This window comes from Pseudomonas rosaeacicularis, assembly GCF_057128745.1.
The window spans coordinates 121,601-139,713 of the sequence record NZ_JBSKHT010000010.1; the positions used below are offsets into that span (position 1 = coordinate 121,601).

Annotated in this window: 21 protein-coding genes; 12 read left to right on the forward strand and 9 right to left on the reverse strand. The window is 59.6% G+C overall.

The features are described 5' to 3' along the window. Window positions 1–5 precede the first annotated feature (5 nt). The 8 genes from proC to ACWKWM_RS14655 all read left to right on the forward strand — a co-directional run bounded on the left by proC (window position 6) and on the right by ACWKWM_RS14655 (window position 5,966). Window positions 6–824 (forward strand): pyrroline-5-carboxylate reductase, encoded by an 819-nt coding sequence (gene proC / locus ACWKWM_RS14620; protein ID WP_483846817.1) that lies wholly within the window; start codon window positions 6–8, stop codon window positions 822–824. A gap of 10 nt (window positions 825–834) precedes the next feature. Next, on the forward strand, window positions 835–1,425 hold the full coding sequence (locus ACWKWM_RS14625) for a YggT family protein (RefSeq protein WP_483846818.1): 591 nt from the start codon (window positions 835–837) through the stop codon (window positions 1,423–1,425). A 134-nt stretch (window positions 1,426–1,559) separates the two neighbouring features. After that, the gene (gene metX / locus ACWKWM_RS14630) at window positions 1,560–2,699 is read left to right on the forward strand and encodes a homoserine O-succinyltransferase MetX (protein ID WP_483846819.1); all 1,140 of its coding nucleotides are present in this window, start codon (window positions 1,560–1,562) and stop codon (window positions 2,697–2,699) included. Window positions 2,700–2,706: 7 nt separating this feature from the next. Then, complete coding sequence (metW, locus tag ACWKWM_RS14635; protein WP_483846820.1) at window positions 2,707–3,327, forward strand: methionine biosynthesis protein MetW; 621 nt, start codon at window positions 2,707–2,709, stop codon at window positions 3,325–3,327. A gap of 38 nt (window positions 3,328–3,365) precedes the next feature. Next, a complete protein-coding gene (locus ACWKWM_RS14640; protein WP_483846821.1) occupies window positions 3,366–3,818 on the forward strand; it encodes a DUF4426 domain-containing protein in 453 nt (150 codons plus the stop codon). Next, complete coding sequence (gene rdgB, locus ACWKWM_RS14645; protein WP_483846822.1) at window positions 3,815–4,411, forward strand: RdgB/HAM1 family non-canonical purine NTP pyrophosphatase; 597 nt, start codon at window positions 3,815–3,817, stop codon at window positions 4,409–4,411. Before ACWKWM_RS14640 ends, rdgB begins: the two co-directional genes overlap by 4 nt. After that, a complete protein-coding gene (gene hemW, locus ACWKWM_RS14650) occupies window positions 4,408–5,622 on the forward strand; it encodes a radical SAM family heme chaperone HemW (protein WP_483846823.1) in 1,215 nt (404 codons plus the stop codon). Before rdgB ends, hemW begins: the two co-directional genes overlap by 4 nt. 20 nt (window positions 5,623–5,642) lie before the next feature. After that, window positions 5,643–5,966 (forward strand): DUF3392 domain-containing protein, encoded by a 324-nt coding sequence (locus tag ACWKWM_RS14655; RefSeq protein WP_483846824.1) that lies wholly within the window; start codon window positions 5,643–5,645, stop codon window positions 5,964–5,966. 172 nt (window positions 5,967–6,138) lie between these two features. Here the strand turns inward: ACWKWM_RS14655 and ACWKWM_RS14660 are convergent, their stop codons facing one another. From ACWKWM_RS14660 to ACWKWM_RS14680, 5 genes are all read right to left on the reverse strand, one after another. Beyond that, window positions 6,139–6,579 carry a hypothetical protein gene (locus ACWKWM_RS14660; RefSeq protein ID WP_483846825.1) on the reverse strand — a complete coding sequence of 147 codons (441 nt, stop codon included), beginning with the start codon at window positions 6,577–6,579 and terminating at the stop codon, window positions 6,139–6,141. 182 nt (window positions 6,580–6,761) lie between these two features. Then, window positions 6,762–7,475, reverse strand: a complete 714-nt coding sequence (trmB, locus tag ACWKWM_RS14665) for a tRNA (guanosine(46)-N7)-methyltransferase TrmB (protein ID WP_483846932.1) — start codon at window positions 7,473–7,475, stop codon at window positions 6,762–6,764. 55 nt (window positions 7,476–7,530) lie between these two features. Continuing rightward, window positions 7,531–8,325: a thiazole synthase gene (locus ACWKWM_RS14670; RefSeq protein ID WP_483846826.1), complete on the reverse strand. Its 795-nt coding sequence runs from the start codon at window positions 8,323–8,325 to the stop codon at window positions 7,531–7,533. 56 nt (window positions 8,326–8,381) lie between these two features. After that, window positions 8,382–8,582 carry a sulfur carrier protein ThiS gene (gene thiS, locus ACWKWM_RS14675; RefSeq protein WP_483837216.1) on the reverse strand — a complete coding sequence of 67 codons (201 nt, stop codon included), beginning with the start codon at window positions 8,580–8,582 and terminating at the stop codon, window positions 8,382–8,384. A 115-nt stretch (window positions 8,583–8,697) separates the two neighbouring features. Next, window positions 8,698–9,081 (reverse strand): DUF423 domain-containing protein, encoded by a 384-nt coding sequence (locus ACWKWM_RS14680; protein ID WP_483846827.1) that lies wholly within the window; start codon window positions 9,079–9,081, stop codon window positions 8,698–8,700. An 80-nt stretch (window positions 9,082–9,161) separates the two neighbouring features. On the opposite strand from ACWKWM_RS14680, the gene mtgA reads away from it, so the two are divergent. Next, window positions 9,162–9,872, forward strand: coding sequence for a monofunctional biosynthetic peptidoglycan transglycosylase (gene mtgA, locus ACWKWM_RS14685; RefSeq protein ID WP_483846828.1), 711 nt, complete (start codon window positions 9,162–9,164; stop codon window positions 9,870–9,872). Between the two features lie 177 nt (window positions 9,873–10,049). Here mtgA and rpoH read toward each other — a convergent pair whose 3' ends face one another. From rpoH to ftsY, 4 genes are all read right to left on the reverse strand, one after another. Further along, a complete protein-coding gene (gene rpoH, locus ACWKWM_RS14690) occupies window positions 10,050–10,904 on the reverse strand; it encodes an RNA polymerase sigma factor RpoH (protein ID WP_483846829.1) in 855 nt (284 codons plus the stop codon). A gap of 132 nt (window positions 10,905–11,036) precedes the next feature. Continuing rightward, window positions 11,037–12,062: a permease-like cell division protein FtsX gene (gene ftsX / locus ACWKWM_RS14695; RefSeq protein WP_483846830.1), complete on the reverse strand. Its 1,026-nt coding sequence runs from the start codon at window positions 12,060–12,062 to the stop codon at window positions 11,037–11,039. Beyond that, the gene (gene ftsE, locus ACWKWM_RS14700) at window positions 12,059–12,730 is read right to left on the reverse strand and encodes a cell division ATP-binding protein FtsE (protein ID WP_483846831.1); all 672 of its coding nucleotides are present in this window, start codon (window positions 12,728–12,730) and stop codon (window positions 12,059–12,061) included. The genes ftsX and ftsE overlap by 4 nt, the downstream gene beginning before the upstream one ends. Further along, complete coding sequence (gene ftsY / locus ACWKWM_RS14705; protein ID WP_483846832.1) at window positions 12,727–14,301, reverse strand: signal recognition particle-docking protein FtsY; 1,575 nt, start codon at window positions 14,299–14,301, stop codon at window positions 12,727–12,729. The genes ftsE and ftsY overlap by 4 nt, the downstream gene beginning before the upstream one ends. Before the next feature lie 297 nt (window positions 14,302–14,598). Between ftsY and ACWKWM_RS14710 the strand changes: the two genes are divergently transcribed. From ACWKWM_RS14710 to rsmD, 3 genes are read left to right on the forward strand one after another with little or no spacing between them, the layout of a single operon-like run. Beyond that, entirely contained in the window at window positions 14,599–15,954 is a 1,356-nt protein-coding gene (locus tag ACWKWM_RS14710) for a M16 family metallopeptidase (protein WP_483846833.1), read from the forward strand. After that, window positions 15,947–17,464, forward strand: coding sequence for a M16 family metallopeptidase (locus ACWKWM_RS14715; protein WP_483846834.1), 1,518 nt, complete (start codon window positions 15,947–15,949; stop codon window positions 17,462–17,464). Before ACWKWM_RS14710 ends, ACWKWM_RS14715 begins: the two co-directional genes overlap by 8 nt. Next, window positions 17,464–18,081, forward strand: a complete 618-nt coding sequence (gene rsmD / locus ACWKWM_RS14720; RefSeq protein ID WP_483846835.1) for a 16S rRNA (guanine(966)-N(2))-methyltransferase RsmD — start codon at window positions 17,464–17,466, stop codon at window positions 18,079–18,081. The genes ACWKWM_RS14715 and rsmD overlap by 1 nt, the downstream gene beginning before the upstream one ends. Window positions 18,082–18,113: the final 32 nt, after the last annotated feature.

Below are 18,113 nucleotides of genomic sequence, written 5' to 3' on the forward strand. Positions count from 1 at the left end.
CGTTCATGAGCAAGACTCGCATCGCATTCATCGGCGCAGGCAACATGGCCGCCAGCCTCATCGGCGGGCTACGCGCCCAGGGCGTCGAACCCGATCTGATCCACGCCAGTGACCCTGGCGCAGAAACCCGCGAACGCGTGTCGACAGAACATGGCATCAAAGTATTCGCTGATAACGCCCAAGCCATCGAAAACGCTGACGTTGTGCTGTTGGCGGTCAAGCCGCAGATGATGAAAGCGGTCTGCGAAGCGCTGCGCCCTCATCTGAAACCCAACCAGTTGATGGTCTCGATTGCAGCGGGCATCACCTGCGCGAGCATGAAAGCCTGGCTGGGCGAGCAGCCGATCGTGCGCTGCATGCCCAACACGCCGGCGTTGTTGCGCCAAGGCGTGAGCGGGTTATATGCGACCGAAGAGGTCAGCCCCGCACAACGGGATCAGGCCGAGGAGCTGCTGTCGGCGGTGGGTATCGCCCTGTGGCTGGACGAAGAAAAACAACTGGACGCCGTAACCGCAGTTTCCGGCAGCGGCCCGGCGTATTTCTTTCTGCTGATCGAAGCCATGACGGCCGCCGGCGTGAAGCTCGGCTTGCCGGCTGATGTCGCGGCCAAATTCACCCTGCAAACCGCTTTGGGCGCTGCGCTGATGGCTACCGGCAGTGATGTCGATGCTGCAGAACTGCGCCGCCGTGTGACCTCACCTGCGGGCACGACTGAAGCTGCGATCAAATCATTCCAGGCCAGCGGTTTCGAAGCGATTGTCGAAACCGCCCTCAGCGCCGCCGCCCACCGTTCGGCCGAGATGGCCGAAGTCATGGGCAAATAAGGAGAAGTCTATGAATGCACTCACTGGCGCCACGGTGTTCGTTGTACAGACGCTGATCAGCCTTTACCTCGCCATCGTTCTGCTGCGCTTCGTGCTGCAGCTGGTCAAGGCCAACTTCTACAACCCACTAAGCCAGTTCGCGGTGCGTGCCACGCAGCCGCTGCTCAAGCCTATTCGCCGCATCGTCCCGAGCGTTCTGGGGCTTGATACATCGTCACTGCTGTTGGCGATCATTATCCAGGCGCTACTGATGGCGTTCGTGCTGATGATGACCTACGGCACCATCGGCGATATCCCACACCTGTTCATCTGGTCGATACTGGGCGTGACCTCGTTGCTACTGAAGATCTTCTGGGTCGCGATGATCATTATGGTGATCGTGTCCTGGATCGCGCCGGGCAGCCATAACCCCGCCGCCGAACTGGCCTACCAGATCAGCGAGCCGATCCTGGCGCCATTTCGCCGGATCATTCCAAACCTGGGCGGCATGGACATCTCGCCGATCTTCGCCTTCCTCGCCATTCAAGTGGTGCAGTCCTACCTGATGCCGCAACTGGCTGCGTACGCCGGCATGCCGCAGGAGTTGTGGCGGTTGATTTGATGGATCCTGCAGGAGCGCGCTTGCCCGCGATGGCGGGCAAGCGCGCTCCTGCAAAAACAGCACAGTCACCATGCTTGTTGCCGCTACCCCCCGCGGTCTTTAGACTTACGCCTCATTTAACGAGAGCAGGGTCGATGTCCACGGTCTTTCCCGAAGATTCTGTCGGTCTAGTCGCGCCGCAAATGGCGCATTTCAGCGAGCCTCTGGCTCTGGCTTGTGGCCGCTCACTGCCCGCCTACGACCTCATCTACGAAACCTACGGCACGCTCAACGCCGCGCGCAGCAATGCCGTGTTGATCTGCCACGCCTTGTCCGGGCATCACCATGCCGCCGGTTATCACAGCAGCGAAGACCGCAAGCCTGGCTGGTGGGACAGCTGCATTGGCCCAGGCAAGCCGATCGACACCCATCGCTTCTTCGTGGTCAGCCTGAACAACCTGGGCGGCTGTAACGGCTCCACAGGCCCAAGCAGCATCAATCCGGAAAACGGCAAACCCTTCGGCGCCGACTTCCCGGTGCTGACGGTCGAAGATTGGGTCAACAGCCAAGCGTTGCTGGCTGACCGCCTGGGCATCGCGCAATGGGCGGCCATCGTTGGCGGCAGCCTGGGCGGCATGCAGGCCCTGCAATGGACCATCAGCTATCCGGATCGCGTGCGTCATTGCCTGGCCATCGCCTCGGCACCCAAGTTGTCGGCTCAGAACATCGCCTTCAACGAAGTCGCGCGCCAGGCGATCCTCACTGATCCTGAGTTTCACGGCGGCTCGTTCCAGGAACACGGCGTAATCCCCAAGCGCGGTCTGATGCTGGCGCGCATGGTCGGGCACATCACGTACCTGTCCGACGATTCGATGGGCGAGAAATTCGGCCGCGGCCTCAAGAGCGAGAAGCTCAACTACGACTTCCACAGCGTCGAGTTTCAGGTTGAAAGCTACCTGCGCTATCAGGGCGAAGAGTTCTCCGGCCGTTTCGACGCCAACACCTACCTGTTGATGACCAAGGCGCTGGATTACTTTGACCCGGCAGCCAACTTCAACGACGACCTGGCCGCCACTTTCGGCAACGCCACTTCCAAATTCTGCGTGATCTCGTTCACCACCGACTGGCGCTTCTCTCCAGCTCGCTCACGGGAACTGGTTGACGCGCTGATGGCTGCGAAGAAAGACGTCTGCTACCTGGAAATCGATGCGCCGCAAGGCCACGACGCCTTCCTGATTCCGATTCCGCGTTATCTGCAGGCCTTCTCCAGCTACATGAACCGAATTGAGATCTGAGGACACCATGAGAGCCGACCTGGACATCATCCAACACTGGATACCTGCCGGCAGCCGGGTGCTCGACCTCGGTTGCGGCGACGGCGAACTGCTCGCCTGGCTGCGCGACAACAAACAAGTGACAGGCTACGGCCTGGAAAACGACGCCGATAACATCGCGCGTTGCGTGGGCAAAGGCGTCAACGTCATCGAACAGGATCTGGACAAGGGGCTGGGCAACTTCGCCAGCAACAGCTTCGATGTCGTGGTGATGACCCAAGCGCTGCAAGCGGTGCATTACCCGGACCGGATCCTCGATGAAATGCTGCGCGTCGGACGCCAGTGCATCATCACCTTCCCCAACTTCGGTCACTGGCGCTGCCGCTGGTATCTGGCGAGCAAGGGCCGCATGCCGGTATCCGATTTTTTGCCATACACCTGGTACAACACGCCGAACATCCACTTCTGCACGTTCGAAGACTTCGAAGCGCTTTGCCGTGGCCGCGAAGCGAAGGTCATTGATCGGCTGGCGGTCGATCAGCAGCATCGGCATGGCTGGGCGAGCAAGCTATGGCCTAACCTGTTGGGTGAGATTGGCATTTACCGGGTCAGCAGCCCTGGATTGCAGGACCACCAGATAGCGGTCTGATCCGCGCAAGCGAACCCAAAATAATAAGGAGAACGATCATGCGTCGCCTGACCGCGCTGTTTTGCACTCTTCTGGCACTGTTTTCCTGCGCGTCGTCCATGGCCGCCGACAACGCCAGACCGGAGCGTCAAGAGCATTTCGGCGACCTGACCGTTCACTACAACGCCTTCGCCTCAAGCTTTCTGCAACCGTCCATCGCCCAGGAGGTCGGAGTCATACGCAGCAAGAGCCAGGCCGTGCTTAACATTGCGGCGATCAAGGACGGCAAGACCGTACCCGCGAGCGTTACCGGGTCAGTAAAAGACCTTACCGGGCGGTCCAAGCTTTTGGCTTTCAGGCAAAGCAATATTGGCGGCTCGGTTAATTACCTTGCCGAATTCGCGGTGGACCCTGGTTCTTCGGCGATTTACACCTTTACGGTCAATGTGAAAGCAGGCGACGGCGACGCACACGCGTTCAGCTTCAACCAGGAAATCTTTTCGGACGAATGATGAAACTCACCCAGCTCGTATTGGCCAGCCACAACGCCGGCAAACTCAAAGAACTCCAGGCCATGCTTGGCGCCAGCGTGCAATTGCGCTCAATCGGCGAGTTCAGTGACGTGGAGCCGGAAGAGACCGGTCTGTCGTTCGTCGAGAACGCCATCCTGAAAGCGCGCAATGCTGCGCGCATCTCTGGCCTGCCGTCTCTGGCAGACGATTCAGGACTGGCGGTGGATTTTCTCGGTGGCGCGCCAGGGATTTATTCTGCGCGTTACGCCGACGGCCAGGGCGATGCCGCCAACAACGCCAAGCTGCTGGACGCACTGAAAGACGTGCCGGACGCTCAACGTGGTGCGCAGTTTGTCTGTGTGCTGGCGCTGGTGCGACATGCCGACGATCCGCTGCCGATTCTCTGTGAGGGCCTGTGGCCTGGGCGCATTCTGCGCACGGCGCGCGGCGAGCACGGTTTTGGCTACGACCCGCTGTTCTGGGTGCCCGAGCGCGATTGCTCGAGCGCTGAACTAAGCCCTGCCGGGAAAAACCTGCTCAGCCATCGCGCCCGCGCCATGTCTATCCTGCGGCAGCGCCTGGGCTTGCAATGACACAAGACTCCACTGCACGGCCTCTGTTTCTCGGCGAGGCCGGTTTTTCGTCCGAAGCGCCACGCGCCGGGCTGCCGCAACTGCCACCGTTGTCGCTGTACATCCACATCCCGTGGTGCGTGCGCAAATGCCCGTATTGCGATTTCAACTCCCACACCGCAAGCCCCGTCCTGCCGGAAGATGAATACGTCGACGCGCTGCTGGCGGACCTCGACCAGGACCTGTGCCATGTCCATGGCCGCGAACTGGCCTCGATATTCTTCGGTGGCGGCACGCCCAGCCTGTTCAGCGCCAACTCCTTGGGGCGATTGCTCAAGGGCGTGGAGGAGCGGATTCGCTTCGCGCCGGACATCGAAATCACTCTTGAAGCCAACCCCGGAACGTTCGAGCAGGTGAAGTTCAGCGCTTATCACGGGCTGGGCATCAATCGCCTGTCGATCGGCATCCAGAGCTTTCAGGAAGCCAAGCTCAAGGCCTTGGGCCGCATTCATAACGGCGACGAAGCGGTGCGCGCGGCAGACATGGCACGTCGGGCCGGGTTCGATAACTTCAATCTGGACTTGATGCACGGTTTACCTGATCAGTCGCAAGAAGACGCATTGAGCGATCTGCGTCAGGCCATCGCCCTGGCGCCGACGCATCTGTCCTGGTATCAGCTGACGCTGGAGCCCAATACTGTGTTCTGGAATCAGCCGCCAACGCTGCCAGAAGACGACACGCTTTGGGACATTCAAGAAGCAGGTCAGACGCTGCTTGCAGAAAACGGCTACGTGCAATACGAAGTGTCGGCCTATGCCCAGCCCGGGAAACCCGCGCGGCACAACCTGAACTACTGGAGTTTTGGCGATTTCATCGGCATCGGTGCGGGTGCGCACGGCAAGTTGAGCCATCCGGACGGGCGCATTATCCGTACCTGGAAAACGCGTCTGCCTAAGGATTACCTCAATCCGGCAAAGCCGTTTCAAGCTGGGGAAAAAGCCCTCAGCGCTGACGAGATGCCCTTTGAGTTTCTGATGAATGCACTTCGATTGACCGATGGCGTAGACGCTGCATTATTTCAACAGCGCACCGGTCTGAGCGTCGATTTGCTGGCCAGCGCCAGGTATCAGGCTGAACAACGAGGCTTGCTTGTGGCCGACCCGACGCGCCTGGTCGCCACGCCACACGGCCAACTGTTCCTCAATGATCTGCTGCAATACTTCCTCATTTAAGGCTTCGCTAAGGACACCCCATGGACTTCATTCTCGACCTGCTCGCCAACGTTTCGCGCTGGAGCCGCAGCAATCTCTCCGAAATCGCGCTGGCGTTGGTGGGCTGTCTGTTGATTCTGTTTGGCGCTGACATCAAAGGCTGGATCGAAGGCCGTCTGAGCAGTTTCGCCGGCGCCTTGCGCATCCCGGTCATGGCGCTGCTCTGCACCATCGGCAGCGGCGCCGCACTGATCTACGCTACGCCATGGGTGGTGCGCGGCTTGAGCCAGTTCAACAACTACAGCCTGGCGCCGGTGCTGTTGGTGGTGCTGGTGTTGATTGGGGTGGTGGCGGATCGTAAGTGATGCTGCCCCCGAACATCCGGTTTCTGTAGGAGCGAATTCATTCGCGAGTCGATGGCTCGCGCGACGAAAAATCTGTGGGCCTTACGGGCTTCTCGCGGATGAATTCGCGCCTACAGGAATGCAATCATGAAAAAGGGGAAGCCGAAGCTTCCCCTTTTTTGTTGCGCACCTGTCAACGGATGCTTTGGATGCTGCCTTTGTTGCCGGTCACTTTCACGTTCACCTGTTTGAAGATGAAGTAGTCATTGACGGTGACTTCGTAGCGCGGGGCGACGATCAGGTCGGCGCCTGACGACTTGACGGCCTTGTAAGCCGCAGCTGCTTTGGCATTGGCGACAGGGTCCGGGAAAGGCAGCCCCATGGCGGAACCGCCTGCGCCGCCGTATGAAACACCATCGGCAAACTGGTTGTCGCCGCCGATGTTCAACCAGCCGAACAGTACATTGGTGGAAGACTCGCCGCTGATTGCCTCACCCACTTTTACATCTGCTTTGAGGTCGGTTTTGACTTCGCCCGACAGCGGCATCGCTGGCTGGCTAGCGTTGTAACTGACGCAGCCGCTGGTAACGGCGATCAGGGCGGCAAGCGACGCAAGACCCAATAGTTTTTTCATCTTTCAGACTCTCTCGTTTGGTTGAAAATGTGCAACCGCGAGAGGCTAAGTGATTGGCCGGAGATAAAACGCCAGACACTGGCGCTAAAAAATCGGGATAGCTCGCTAAAGCAGGTAGGAAAGTTCGGACATAAATGTCCTCTTCGCGCCCGGTCGTTGAAGGGGCGCGACAGGACAGTCAATCAAGAGATTTTTTCGAACTTCAAATCCCAAACTCCATGCCCAAGGCGTTCGCCCCGGCGCTCGAATTTGGTGATCGGGCGTTCCGCAGGGCGCGGCACGCATTTGCCGTCTTCGGCGAGGTTGCGATAACCCGGCGCTACGTTCATCACTTCCAGCATGTACTCCGCGTAAGGTTCCCAGTCGGTGGCCATGTGCAGCACGCCGCCGGCTTTTAGCTTGCTGCGCACCAACTCGGCGAACTCGGCCTGCACGATGCGGCGCTTGTGATGACGCGACTTGTGCCACGGGTCGGGGAAGAACAGCATCAGGCGATCAAGGCTGTTGTCGGCAATGCAGCGGTTGAGCACTTCAATCGCATCGCAATCGTAGACCCGCAGATTGGTCAGCCCCTGAGTCAACACGCCGTTGAGCAGTGCGCCGACACCCGGACGATGCACTTCCACGCCAATGAAGTCGTGCTCGGGGGCAGCGGCTGCCATCTCCAGCAGCGAATGCCCCATGCCGAAGCCGATTTCCAGAGTGCGCGGCGCCGAGCGGCCAAACACCTGATCAAAGTCGACTGGCGCGTCGGCCAGCGGCAGAACGAACAACGGCGTGCCTTGATCCAGACCGCGTTGCTGGCCTTCGGTCATGCGACCGGCACGCATCACGAAGCTCTTGATACGGCGATGCTCGCGAGTATCGCTCGGCGGTGTACCGTCTTCTTCGTTCATCACTTCGTCTTCGGGAAGCGGGTCAGGCGTTTGTGAGTCAATCATCAACGGGCTCTTACTTGATCAGACCATCCAGCGGCGAGGACGCGCTGGCATAGAGTTTTTTCGGCATGCGCCCGGCAAGATATGCCATGCGGCCAGCCAGAATGGCGTGTTTCATCGCTTCAGCCATCAGGATCGGCTGTTGCGCGTTGGCGATCGCCGAGTTCATCAATACCGCTTCGCAACCCAACTCCATGGCGATGGTGGCATCAGACGCAGTGCCGACACCGGCATCGACCAGCACCGGGACTTTCGATTCTTCAAGAATGATTCGCAGGTTGTAAGGGTTGCAGATGCCCAGACCGGTGCCGATCAAACCGGCGAGCGGCATGATCGCGCAGCAACCAATTTCGGCCAACTGGCGGGCAATGATCGGGTCGTCGCTGGTGTAAACCATCACGTCGAAACCGTCCTTGACCAGCGTTTCGGCGGCCTTGAGGGTTTCAATCACGTTGGGGAACAGGGTCTTCTGATCAGCCAGCACTTCGAGCTTGACCAGGTTGTGGCCGTCGAGCAGTTCACGCGCCAGACGGCAGGTGCGCACGGCCTCGATGGCGTCGTAGCAGCCTGCGGTGTTCGGCAGGATCGTGTAGCGATCTGGTGGCAGGATGTCGAGCAGGTTCGGCTCGTTGGGGTTCTGGCCCAGGTTGGTTCGGCGCACGGCCACGGTCACGATTTCAGCGCCCGAGACTTCGATGGCCAGACGGGTTTCTTCCATGTCCTTATATTTACCGGTGCCAACCAGCAGGCGCGACTGGAAAGTCCGACCGGCCACGATGAAGGGCTTGTCGCTACGAACGTTGCTCATCGGAAATCCTCTGTGTGATTGAGGTTCTTGCAGTTGTCTGGACTGACAGAGGCGACCTAGCCGCCACCGATTGCGTGGACCACTTCAACCTGATCGCCATCGCGCAGGGCCGTGGACACATGTTGGCTGCGCGGGACGATATCCAGATTGAGCTCAACCGCGATTCGACGTCCGACCAGCTCCAGACGCGTCAGCAGCGCCGCGACGGTTTCGCCATCGGGCACTTCATAGGGTTCACCGTTCAACTGAATGTGCATGCGGGTCGGCAGCCATCATTTTAGGGGGCGAGCATTCTAGCCCGATCAGTCGGGATGACCAAGGCAAAGCAGCGCCATTCGTCTTGCGCTGGACTGGCGAGTCAGGTTTGCCCGATCAGAGCCTTTCGACGCCCAATTGCCAGGCGGTCCATCCCAGGATCGCCCACCCCAGCAAGAAGCACAGGCCACCAAACGGGGTGATGATTCCGAGCTTTGTGATGCCGGTCAGGGTCAGCAGATAAAGACTGCCAGAGAACAGGATGATACCCAGCGTGAACGCGATGCCCGCGTAGGTAACCAGTCGGCCCTGGATCTGCATCGCCAGCAATGCCACACCAAAGATCGCCAGCGCGTGGATCAACTGGTAAAGCACGCCGGTCTGGAAGATCGCCATGTACTCGGCGCTCAGGCGATTTTTCAGGCCGTGTGCGCCGAAGGCGCCCAGCGCAACGCCAGTGAAACCGAAGAAGGCTGCCAACATCAGGAAGGTTCGAAGCATGTGTAACTCCAGTCAAAAATCGTTCAATGGCGCGTGGTCTGTATAATGGCCCGCTCAATGGGTTCGGCCAAGCCATCTCTATGCTGCGTTTCCTTCTTCAACGTGTTGTCAAAGGCCTGCTCTGGTTCGCAGCGGCGAGTGTCGTGCTGGTATTGATCTTTCGCTGGGTGCCGCCGCCCGGTACCGCGCTGATGGTAGAACGCAAGGTCGAATCGTGGTTCAACGGCCAGCCCATCGACCTGCAGCGCGACTGGCAGCCGTGGGACAAAATCTCTGACGACTTGAAAGTCGCTGTCATTGCCGGGGAAGATCAGAAGTTCGCCGAGCACTGGGGTTTCGACATCGACGCCATCCAGGCAGCGCTTGTCCACAACGAACAGGGCGGTTCGTTGCGCGGCGCCAGTACGCTGAGCCAGCAGGTTTCAAAGAACCTGTTCCTGTGGTCGGGTCGCAGTTACTTTCGCAAAGGGCTGGAGGCCTGGTTTACCGGTCTGATCGAGATCTTGTGGTCCAAGCAGCGAATTCTTGAGGTTTACCTGAACAGCGTAGAGTGGGATGACGGCGTGTTCGGTGCGCAAGCTGCTGCGCAGCATCATTTCCATGTGAACGCGGGACAGTTATCGACGCAACAGGCGAGTTATCTGGCCGCCGTGCTGCCTAATCCACGGGAATGGAGCGCCAGCCGACCGAGCAGTTATGTGTCGCGGCGCGCTGGCTGGATTCGACAGCAGATGCGCCAGTTGGGAGGAGATGAGTATCTGGTGGGGCTCAATCACAGCCGTCGCTGGTGATGACCATAAAGTTGGAGGGCGCTTGCTCGCGAGAGGCCAGCGCATCCGATACATATTTTTCGACTGTGCCGCCGTCTCGCGAGCAAGCTCCCTCCCACGACAAGCGCCTAACGCGACACGGCCCAAACAAAAACGCCCCGATCAGATCGGGGCGTTTTTAATTGTAGCGCTCACCGCTTACGCAGCAATCGAGACCTTGAGCTTGTTCATCGCGCTTTTCTCAAGCTGACGAATCCGCTCGGCAGAGACGTTGTACTTCTCGGCCAAGTCATGCAGCGTCGCCTTCTCTTCAGCCAGCCAGCGCTGATAGAGAATGTCGCGGCTGCGATCGTCCAGCACGTTCAACGCTTCGTGCAGGTTCGCGGTGGAGGTATCAGTCCAGTCGGAATCTTCCAGCTGACGCGCCGGATCGTAACGATGGTCTTCCAGATAGTTGGCCGGCGACTGGAATGCGCTGTCGTCGTCGGCTTCTGCAGCCGGGTCGAACGCCATGTCATGACCGGTCAAACGGCTTTCCATCTCGCGCACTTCGCGCGGCTCAACGCCCAGGCTTTCAGCCACGCGATGCACTTCTTCGTTATTCAGCCAGGCCAGACGCTTCTTCTGACTGCGCAGGTTGAAGAACAGTTTGCGCTGGGCTTTGGTGGTCGCGACCTTCACGATGCGCCAGTTGCGCAGGATGAACTCGTGAATTTCCGCCTTGATCCAGTGCACTGCAAAAGACACCAAACGCACACCCATCTCAGGGTTGAAGCGCTTCACGGCTTTCATCAAGCCGACGTTACCTTCCTGGATCAGGTCAGCCTGAGCCAGACCGTATCCGGAATAACTGCGTGCGATATGCACAACAAAACGCAGGTGGGCGAGCACCATCTGCCGAGCCGCCCCAAGATCCTGCTCATAATAGAGACTCTCGGCCAGTTCACGCTCCTGTTCAGGGGTCAGCAGCGGGATGCTGTTGACCGTGTGCACATAGGCTTCCAGGTTTGCACCGGGAACCAGGGCATAAACAGGTTGCAAAGAAGTGGTCATACGAAAAAACCTCCGACTCACGTATTCGTGCAGTTCAGCACTGCGAAATTGACCGGGGACCGCTAAACAAGTTCCCTGAGCTGAAAAGTCAATAGATGAAACAAAATATACACGGGAAAACTGAACGATAACTTAACGAGGTGCCAGCTCTCTCAAATGGCGCGCCACTGCAATCCACGCACCGATATACCCCAACAGCACGGCGCCAAGCAAGAGCGACAGACCGTCGGCGGCAGGTACGCCCGCCAGCGAGAAATTGCTGCCGTACAGCCCCGCCAGCCGAACCACTGCCTCGTTCAACCAGTTCAAGCCAAACGCGAGCACGCCCCAGGACAGGAAACCCGCCCCCAGCCCATACAGCGCGCCCATATAAAGGAAGGGCCTGCGTACATAGCTATCAGTACCGCCAACCAGCTTGATGACCTCGATTTCCGTGCGACGATTCTCGATGTGCAGACGAATGGTGTTACCGATGACCAGTAACAACGCCGCCACCAAGAGCAAAGTCAGACCGAAAACGAAGCGGTCACCCAACTTGAGAATAGCGGCCAGCCGCTCGACCCACACCAGATCCAGCTGGGCCTGCTGAACCTTGGGCAATTCGGCCAGACGCGTACGTAACGCCTCCAGCGCGGGTTTGTCAACCTCGTCAGGCGTGACCACCACCACTCCCGGCAACGGATTCTCCGGCAATTCCTTCAGCGCCTCACCCAGTCCCGACTGCTGCTGGAACTCGTTAAGCGCCTGATCACGGCTGATGTACTGCGCATCGGCGACGCCAGGCATGCCTTTGATCTGGCCAACCAGTGCATCACCCTCGTTGGGCGAAGCATCCAGCTGCAGATAAAGTGAAATCTGCGCAGCGCGCTGCCAGGACCCGCCCAAGCGCTCGACATTGCTCAGCAGCAACGACAAGCCCATCGGCAGGCTCAAGGCAATCGCCATGACCAAACAAGTGAAGAAGCTGCCGATCGGCTGCTTGCCCAACCGACGCAAGCTGTCGAGCAGGCTTGAGCGGTGCGCTTCAATCCAGGCATGAAACAGGGTGCCAAAATCAGGACCGTCGTCTTCGCTGCGCTGCTTTTTCTTCTTCGGGTCAGGTTCGCCGGCTTTGGGTGCGACGCGCTCGGACACTTTGGGGCTACGTGTGGCACTCATGCGCCCGCCTCCCCATCACCGATCAATCGACCGCGTTGCAGGGTCAGCATGCGGTGGCGCATGCGTGCGATCAGGGCCAAGTCGTGACTGGCGATCAGCACGCTTGTGCCTAGACGATTGATGTCTTCAAAAACACCCATGATCTCTGCAGCCAATCGTGGATCGAGGTTACCGGTGGGCTCATCCGCCAGTAGCAAGGCCGGCCGGTGAACGATGGCGCGGGCAATCCCGACCCGTTGCTGCTGACCTGTGGACAAATCGCCAGGATACAGCTCGGCTTTATCCGACAGCGCCACACGCTCAAGAGCCGAATCGACACGCTTGACGATGTCAGACTTCGACAGGCCGAGGATCTGCAACGGCAGCGCGATGTTGTTGAACACCGTGCGGTCGAACAACAGCTGGTGATTCTGAAACACCACACCAATCTGGCGACGTAGAAAGGGAATCTGCGCGCTGCTGATCTGACCGAGGTCTTGCCCCGCCAGCAGTAATTTGCCGGACGTTGGACGCTCCATCGCCAACAGCAAGCGCAGCAGCGTACTTTTGCCTGCACCGGAATGCCCGGTAACGAACAAAAATTCGCCGCGACGCACGCGAAAGCTCAGTTCATGCAGGCCTACATGGCCATTTGGATAGCGTTTGGCAACCTGCTCGAAACGAATCATGGACGCTCCCGTTCCGCGAACAAGGCCTGAACGAACGCTTCGGCCTCGAATGTGCGCAGGTCGTCGATGCCTTCACCGACACCGATATAACGAATCGGCAGACCGAACTGCTTGGCCAGGGCGAAGATAACCCCGCCCTTGGCGGTGCCATCGAGTTTGGTCAACACAAGGCCAGTCAAATTGACGGTCTGATTGAACTGCTTGGCCTGATTGATTGCGTTCTGCCCTGTGCCAGCGTCCAACACCAGCAGCACTTCGTGGGGCGCGTCGGCGTCGAGCTTGCTGATTACCCGGCGAACCTTCTTCAGTTCTTCCATCAGGTTGTCTTTGGTGTGCAGTCGACCGGCGGTGTCGGCGATCAGCACATCAATGCCACGGGCCTTGGCGGCCTGCACGGCGTCGAAGATCACTGACGCAGAGTCAGCGCCAGTATGCTGGGCAATGACCGGAATGCTGTTGCGCTCGCCCCACACTTGAAGCTGTTCAACTGCCGCCGCGCGGAACGTGTCGCCCGCCGCCAGCATGACTTTCTTGCCATCGAGCTGGAGCTTTTTCGCCAGCTTGCCGATGGTCGTGGTTTTGCCCGCGCCATTGACGCCCACCACCAGAATCACAAATGGCCTGTGCTCGCTCTTGATCACCAGCGGCTGCTCAACTGGCTTGAGCATCGCGGTCAATTCACCCTGCAGGGAGGCGTACAGCGCATCGCTGTCGGTCAACTGCTTGCGCGCGACCTTCTGGGTCAGGTTCTTGACGATCAATGTCGTGGCTTCGACGCCGACGTCAGCGGTCAACAAACGGGTCTCAAGCTCATCGAGCATGTCGTCGTCGATGGCCTTCTTGCCAAGGAACAGACTGGCCATGCCTTCGCCCAGACTGGCGCTGGTTTTCGACAGGCCTTGCTTGAGACGGGCGAAAAAGCCGGGTTGTTTCGATTCCGCGGTCGCAACGGGTGCGGTACTGACAGGGACAGAAGGTGGCTCGACGAGCGGCGCCGGAATAACCGGAGCAACAACAGGCGCGGGGGTTTGCGTCGTCGGCACGACTGTGACCGCAGGCGCTGGGAATACAGGCTCGGCAATGGGGGCCGGGGTGGCCGCAACGGGCAACGGCTCTACGGCAGGCGCGGATTCAGCCGGGGGGACAGCAACAGGCGCTTGGGCAACTTCTGCAGGAGGAACAAGGGCCGGCTCGATGTGAGAGGCCGTATGCGCGGGAATTTGCGGCGTGACGTGGGGCTCGCGCTCATCGGTCAGCGCAACCGGCTCTTCAGCGACCGGCAGTTTCAGCCATGGCTGGGCGGCTGGCACTTGAGGCGCTATCTGCTCGGCAGCGGGAGCAAGCTCGACCGGTGCGGTGACTTGCACGACGGGCTCAGGCGCGGTTGCTGGCGCAATCTGCGGCTCAGCAACGACCGGCGTCTGTTCGACGACGGGTTCAGGCGCTGCTGTGGATAAGTCTTGGGGCTGATCGGCGACGGTTTCCTGCGGCTTTTTGCGCAGCCATCCGAACAGGCCTTTCTTCTCGCCAGCCGGGGCTGGGGTCTTCTTGTCGTCGTTGGAACCAAACATGGAGGACGGCTATCTCACGGTAGCGACGCGCCAGAGCGGCGCCTCTGAAAAATTCTATTGATGCGAAACAGACTGCTTTTACGTTCGCTTGTTCATCTGCTGGCTAGGCCGGGATAAGCCCGCGAATCGCTTCGCAGCCTTCGGCAGCTTCTACAAGGGATCTGCGTTCTGGCAGGACCTTATCCGAAAGCTCCTACATCTTAGTCGTAGTCGGCAAGCAAACCGGCCGCTATCCTAACACCCCCGCGCCCGCCAGCGCTAAGTTCGCGCTGGCCGCTTCGAAGGTTCCGATTACGAATGAATGCTCTAGCCCGCTGCGCCGCAGGCCTGCTGCTCAGCACGATTTGCCTGCCCTTGACGGCTTTGGCTGCCGACCCGCAACCCACCCATGAGTTCACCCTGGATAACGGCCTCAAAGTCGTCGTGCGCGAAGACCATCGCGCGCCCGTCGTGGTCTCTCAGGTTTGGTACAAGGTCGGGTCGAGCTACGAGACCCCAGGCCAGACCGGCCTGTCTCACGCTCTAGAGCATATGATGTTCAAAGGCAGCTCCAAAGCAGGCCCTGGCGAGGCGTCGCTGATGCTGCGCGACCTGGGCGCTGAGGAAAACGCCTTCACCAGCGACGATTACACCGCTTATTACCAGGTACTGGCCCGCGATCGCCTGAGCGTGGCATTTGAGCTGGAAGCCGACCGCATGGCGACGCTGCGTCTGCCGCCGGAAGAATTCAGCCGCGAGATCGAAGTCATCAAGGAAGAGCGCCGGCTGCGCACCGATGACAAGCCAAACTCCAAAGCTTATGAGCGCTTCAAAGCCATGGCCTACCCCGCCAGCGGCTATCACACGCCGACTATCGGCTGGATGGCTGACCTTGATCGCATGAACGTTCAAGAGCTGCGCCACTGGTACGAATCCTGGTACGTGCCGAACAACGCCACGCTGGTCGTGGTCGGCGATGTAAAACCGGACGAAGTGAAAGCCCTGGCCGAACGTTGGTTCGGACCGGTGCCTCGCCGTGACGTACCTCCCGCTAAAAAACCGTTGGAGCTGGCCGAGCCCGGCGAACGCCAGATCACCCTTCACGTGGCGACGCAGTTACCGGGGCTGATGTACGGTTTCAACGTCCCCAGCCTCTCCACCGCTGTAGACCCGCGCATGGTCAATGCCCTGCGGTTGATTTCTGCCCTGCTCGACGGCGGCTACAGCGCCCGCATTCCTGCACGTCTGGAGCGTGGCGAAGAACTGGTGAGCGGCGCATCGTCCGATTACGACGCCTTTACCCGTGGCGACAGCCTGTTCACCATCAACGCCACGCCGAATGCGCAAAAGAACAAGACGCTTGCGGACGCCGAAGCCGGAATCTGGCGCCTGCTCAACGAGCTGAAAACCAAACCGCCGTCAAAGGAAGAGCTTGAGCGTGTTCGCGCGCAAGTGATTGCCGGCGTGGTGTTCGAACGCGATTCGATCACCAGCCAGGCGACCACCATCGGCCAACTGGAAACAGTCGGCTTGTCGTGGAAATTGATGGACGAGGAGCTTGAAGCGCTGCAAAGCGTCACTCCGCAAGACATCCAGAAGGCTGCTCGCACGTATTTCACCCGCGAACGCCTTGCCGTTGCGCATGTTTTGCCTGAGGAGAAAGCCCATGAGTAAGCGCAACGTGACACTACAGGCGCGACCGCGGGCCACTGCGCTGCTGATCGCCATGACGCTCGGCCTGTTCGGCGCGACCTCTGTTTTTGCCGACACAGCACCCGAGGCGACAGCACCTTCGGCAACCCCAGAGCAAACGCCGGCCAAACCGGCCAACACGTTAGAATCACTGAAAGAACTCGATGGCAAAGCACCTGCACGCCGCGACCTGAATATCCAGACCTGGCAAACCGCCGAAGGCGCCAAGGTCATGTTTGTCGAAGCTCATGAGTTGCCAATGTTCGATTTGCGACTGATCTTCGCCGCTGGCAGCAGCCAGGATCAAAAGACGCCCGGCATAGCGCTGCTCACCAACGCTATGCTCAATGAAGGCGTCAAAGGCAAGGACGTCAGCGCCATCGCCGAGGGTTTTGAAGGCCTGGGGGCCGACTTCGGCAATGGCTCTTATCGCGACATGGCAGTGGCGTCGCTGCGCAGCCTGAGCGCGACGGATAAACGCGATCCTGCGCTGAAGCTGTTCTCGGAGGTCGTCGGCAAGCCAACTTTCCCGACCGACTCACTGGCGCGAATCAAAAACCAGCTACTGGCAAGCTTTGAATACCAGAAGCAAAACCCTGGAAAGCTGGCGGGCGATGAGCTGTTCAAGCGACTGTACGGTGATCATCCTTACGCCCACCCGAGCGACGGCACTGCCAAAAGCATTACGCCGATCACCATTGCTCAGTTAAAAGCCTTTCATGCCCGGGCCTATGCGGCAGGCAACACCGTGATCGCGCTGGTTGGCGATCTGTCACGCAGTGAGGCCGAGGCAGTCGCAGCAGAGGTTTCATCGTCGCTGCCCAAAGGCCCCGCGCTGCCGAAAATGCCGCAGCCTGCGCAGCCCGGAGCCGTTGAAACTCACATTGAGTTCCCGTCCAAACAGACTCATTTGATGCTCGCCGAACTGGGCATCGACCGCGCCGACCCCGACTACGCAGCCTTGTCGCTGGGTAACTCGGTGCTGGGCGGTGGTGGTTTTGGCAGCAGACTAATGACCGAAGTCCGCGAAAAACGCGGACTGTCCTACGGCGTATCCTCAGGGTTCACGCCGATGCAGGCCCAAGGCCCGTTCATGATCGGACTGCAAACCCGCGCCGAGCTGAGCGACAACACGCTCAAGCTGGTCAAGGACATCGTCCGTGACTACCTTGCCAATGGCCCAACCCAGAAAGAGCTGGACGACGCCAAGCGCGAATTGGCCGGCAGCTTCCCGCTGTCGACCGCAAGCAACTCGGCAATCGTCGGGCAACTGGGCGCTATCGGCTTCTACGGCCTACCACTGAACTACCTTGAAGACTTCATGCAGCAGTCGCAAAGCCTGACCATCGAGCAGGTCAAAGCTGTCATGAACAAGCACCTCGACGCCGACAAGCTGGTGATCGTGACTGCAGGGCCAACCGTGCCGCAGAAGCCATTGCCACCGCCCACTGACAAACCGGCCGAGCAACCGCTCGGCGTTCCGGAGCATTAATGCCTACTAATCAGCCGCCCCGTATCCACAAAGGGCACAAAATCCATACCGGTCTCGGCCATCTACGGATTATCGGCGGCGAATGGCGCAGTCGACGCCTGAGTTTCCCTGACACCCCGGGCCTGCGTCCTACACCGGACCGCGTCCGGGAAACAGTCTTCAACTGGCTTGCGCCGTACATCGCAGGCGCCCGCGTGCTCGACCCGTTCGTCGGCAGCGGCGCGTTGTACCTCGAAGCGCTGTCCCGTGGCGCCACCATGGGCCTGGCGCTGGACAGCAACTCTGCCGTCGTGTCCAACCTGCGCGAGCATCTGGGGACGTTGCGTTGCACAGTGGGCAAGGCCGCCAAGGACGACGCGCTGCGTTATCTCGAAACTCAGCCCGCCGAGCAGTTCGACGTGGTCTTCCTGGACCCGCCTTTCCACCAGAACCTGCTCGTCCCGGCGTGCACCTTGCTGGAAGAACGCCACTGGCTGGCCGATAACGCGTGGATCTACACTGAAAGCGAGACGGCTCCGTCCACATTGGGGCTGCCGGGTAACTGGCGTCTGCACCGCGAGAAAAAAGCCGGGCAAGTGCATTACGCATTGTGGGAAAGAAGCGTAACTGCGGGCTGACGCATCCCTGTAGGAGCGAATTTATTCGCGAG

What these genes read in the sequence shown, in the direction of transcription:
- proC (WP_483846817.1), top strand. Translation starts at nt 6, where the DNA reads ATGAGCAAGACTCGCATCGCATTCATCGGCGCAGGCAACATGGCCGCC.
- ACWKWM_RS14625 (WP_483846818.1), top strand. Translation starts at nt 835, where the DNA reads ATGAATGCACTCACTGGCGCCACGGTGTTCGTTGTACAGACGCTGATC.
- metX (WP_483846819.1), top strand. Translation starts at nt 1,560, where the DNA reads ATGTCCACGGTCTTTCCCGAAGATTCTGTCGGTCTAGTCGCGCCGCAA.
- metW (WP_483846820.1), top strand. Translation starts at nt 2,707, where the DNA reads ATGAGAGCCGACCTGGACATCATCCAACACTGGATACCTGCCGGCAGC.
- ACWKWM_RS14640 (WP_483846821.1), top strand. Translation starts at nt 3,366, where the DNA reads ATGCGTCGCCTGACCGCGCTGTTTTGCACTCTTCTGGCACTGTTTTCC.
- rdgB (WP_483846822.1), top strand. Translation starts at nt 3,815, where the DNA reads ATGATGAAACTCACCCAGCTCGTATTGGCCAGCCACAACGCCGGCAAA.
- hemW (WP_483846823.1), top strand. Translation starts at nt 4,408, where the DNA reads ATGACACAAGACTCCACTGCACGGCCTCTGTTTCTCGGCGAGGCCGGT.
- ACWKWM_RS14655 (WP_483846824.1), top strand. Translation starts at nt 5,643, where the DNA reads ATGGACTTCATTCTCGACCTGCTCGCCAACGTTTCGCGCTGGAGCCGC.
- ACWKWM_RS14660 (WP_483846825.1), bottom strand. Translation starts at nt 6,579, where the DNA reads ATGAAAAAACTATTGGGTCTTGCGTCGCTTGCCGCCCTGATCGCCGTT.
- trmB (WP_483846932.1), bottom strand. Translation starts at nt 7,475, where the DNA reads ATGAACGAAGAAGACGGTACACCGCCGAGCGATACTCGCGAGCATCGC.
- ACWKWM_RS14670 (WP_483846826.1), bottom strand. Translation starts at nt 8,325, where the DNA reads ATGAGCAACGTTCGTAGCGACAAGCCCTTCATCGTGGCCGGTCGGACT.
- thiS (WP_483837216.1), bottom strand. Translation starts at nt 8,582, where the DNA reads ATGCACATTCAGTTGAACGGTGAACCCTATGAAGTGCCCGATGGCGAA.
- ACWKWM_RS14680 (WP_483846827.1), bottom strand. Translation starts at nt 9,081, where the DNA reads ATGCTTCGAACCTTCCTGATGTTGGCAGCCTTCTTCGGTTTCACTGGC.
- mtgA (WP_483846828.1), top strand. Translation starts at nt 9,162, where the DNA reads ATGCTGCGTTTCCTTCTTCAACGTGTTGTCAAAGGCCTGCTCTGGTTC.
- rpoH (WP_483846829.1), bottom strand. Translation starts at nt 10,904, where the DNA reads ATGACCACTTCTTTGCAACCTGTTTATGCCCTGGTTCCCGGTGCAAAC.
- ftsX (WP_483846830.1), bottom strand. Translation starts at nt 12,062, where the DNA reads ATGAGTGCCACACGTAGCCCCAAAGTGTCCGAGCGCGTCGCACCCAAA.
- ftsE (WP_483846831.1), bottom strand. Translation starts at nt 12,730, where the DNA reads ATGATTCGTTTCGAGCAGGTTGCCAAACGCTATCCAAATGGCCATGTA.
- ftsY (WP_483846832.1), bottom strand. Translation starts at nt 14,301, where the DNA reads ATGTTTGGTTCCAACGACGACAAGAAGACCCCAGCCCCGGCTGGCGAG.
- ACWKWM_RS14710 (WP_483846833.1), top strand. Translation starts at nt 14,599, where the DNA reads ATGAATGCTCTAGCCCGCTGCGCCGCAGGCCTGCTGCTCAGCACGATT.
- ACWKWM_RS14715 (WP_483846834.1), top strand. Translation starts at nt 15,947, where the DNA reads ATGAGTAAGCGCAACGTGACACTACAGGCGCGACCGCGGGCCACTGCG.
- rsmD (WP_483846835.1), top strand. Translation starts at nt 17,464, where the DNA reads ATGCCTACTAATCAGCCGCCCCGTATCCACAAAGGGCACAAAATCCAT.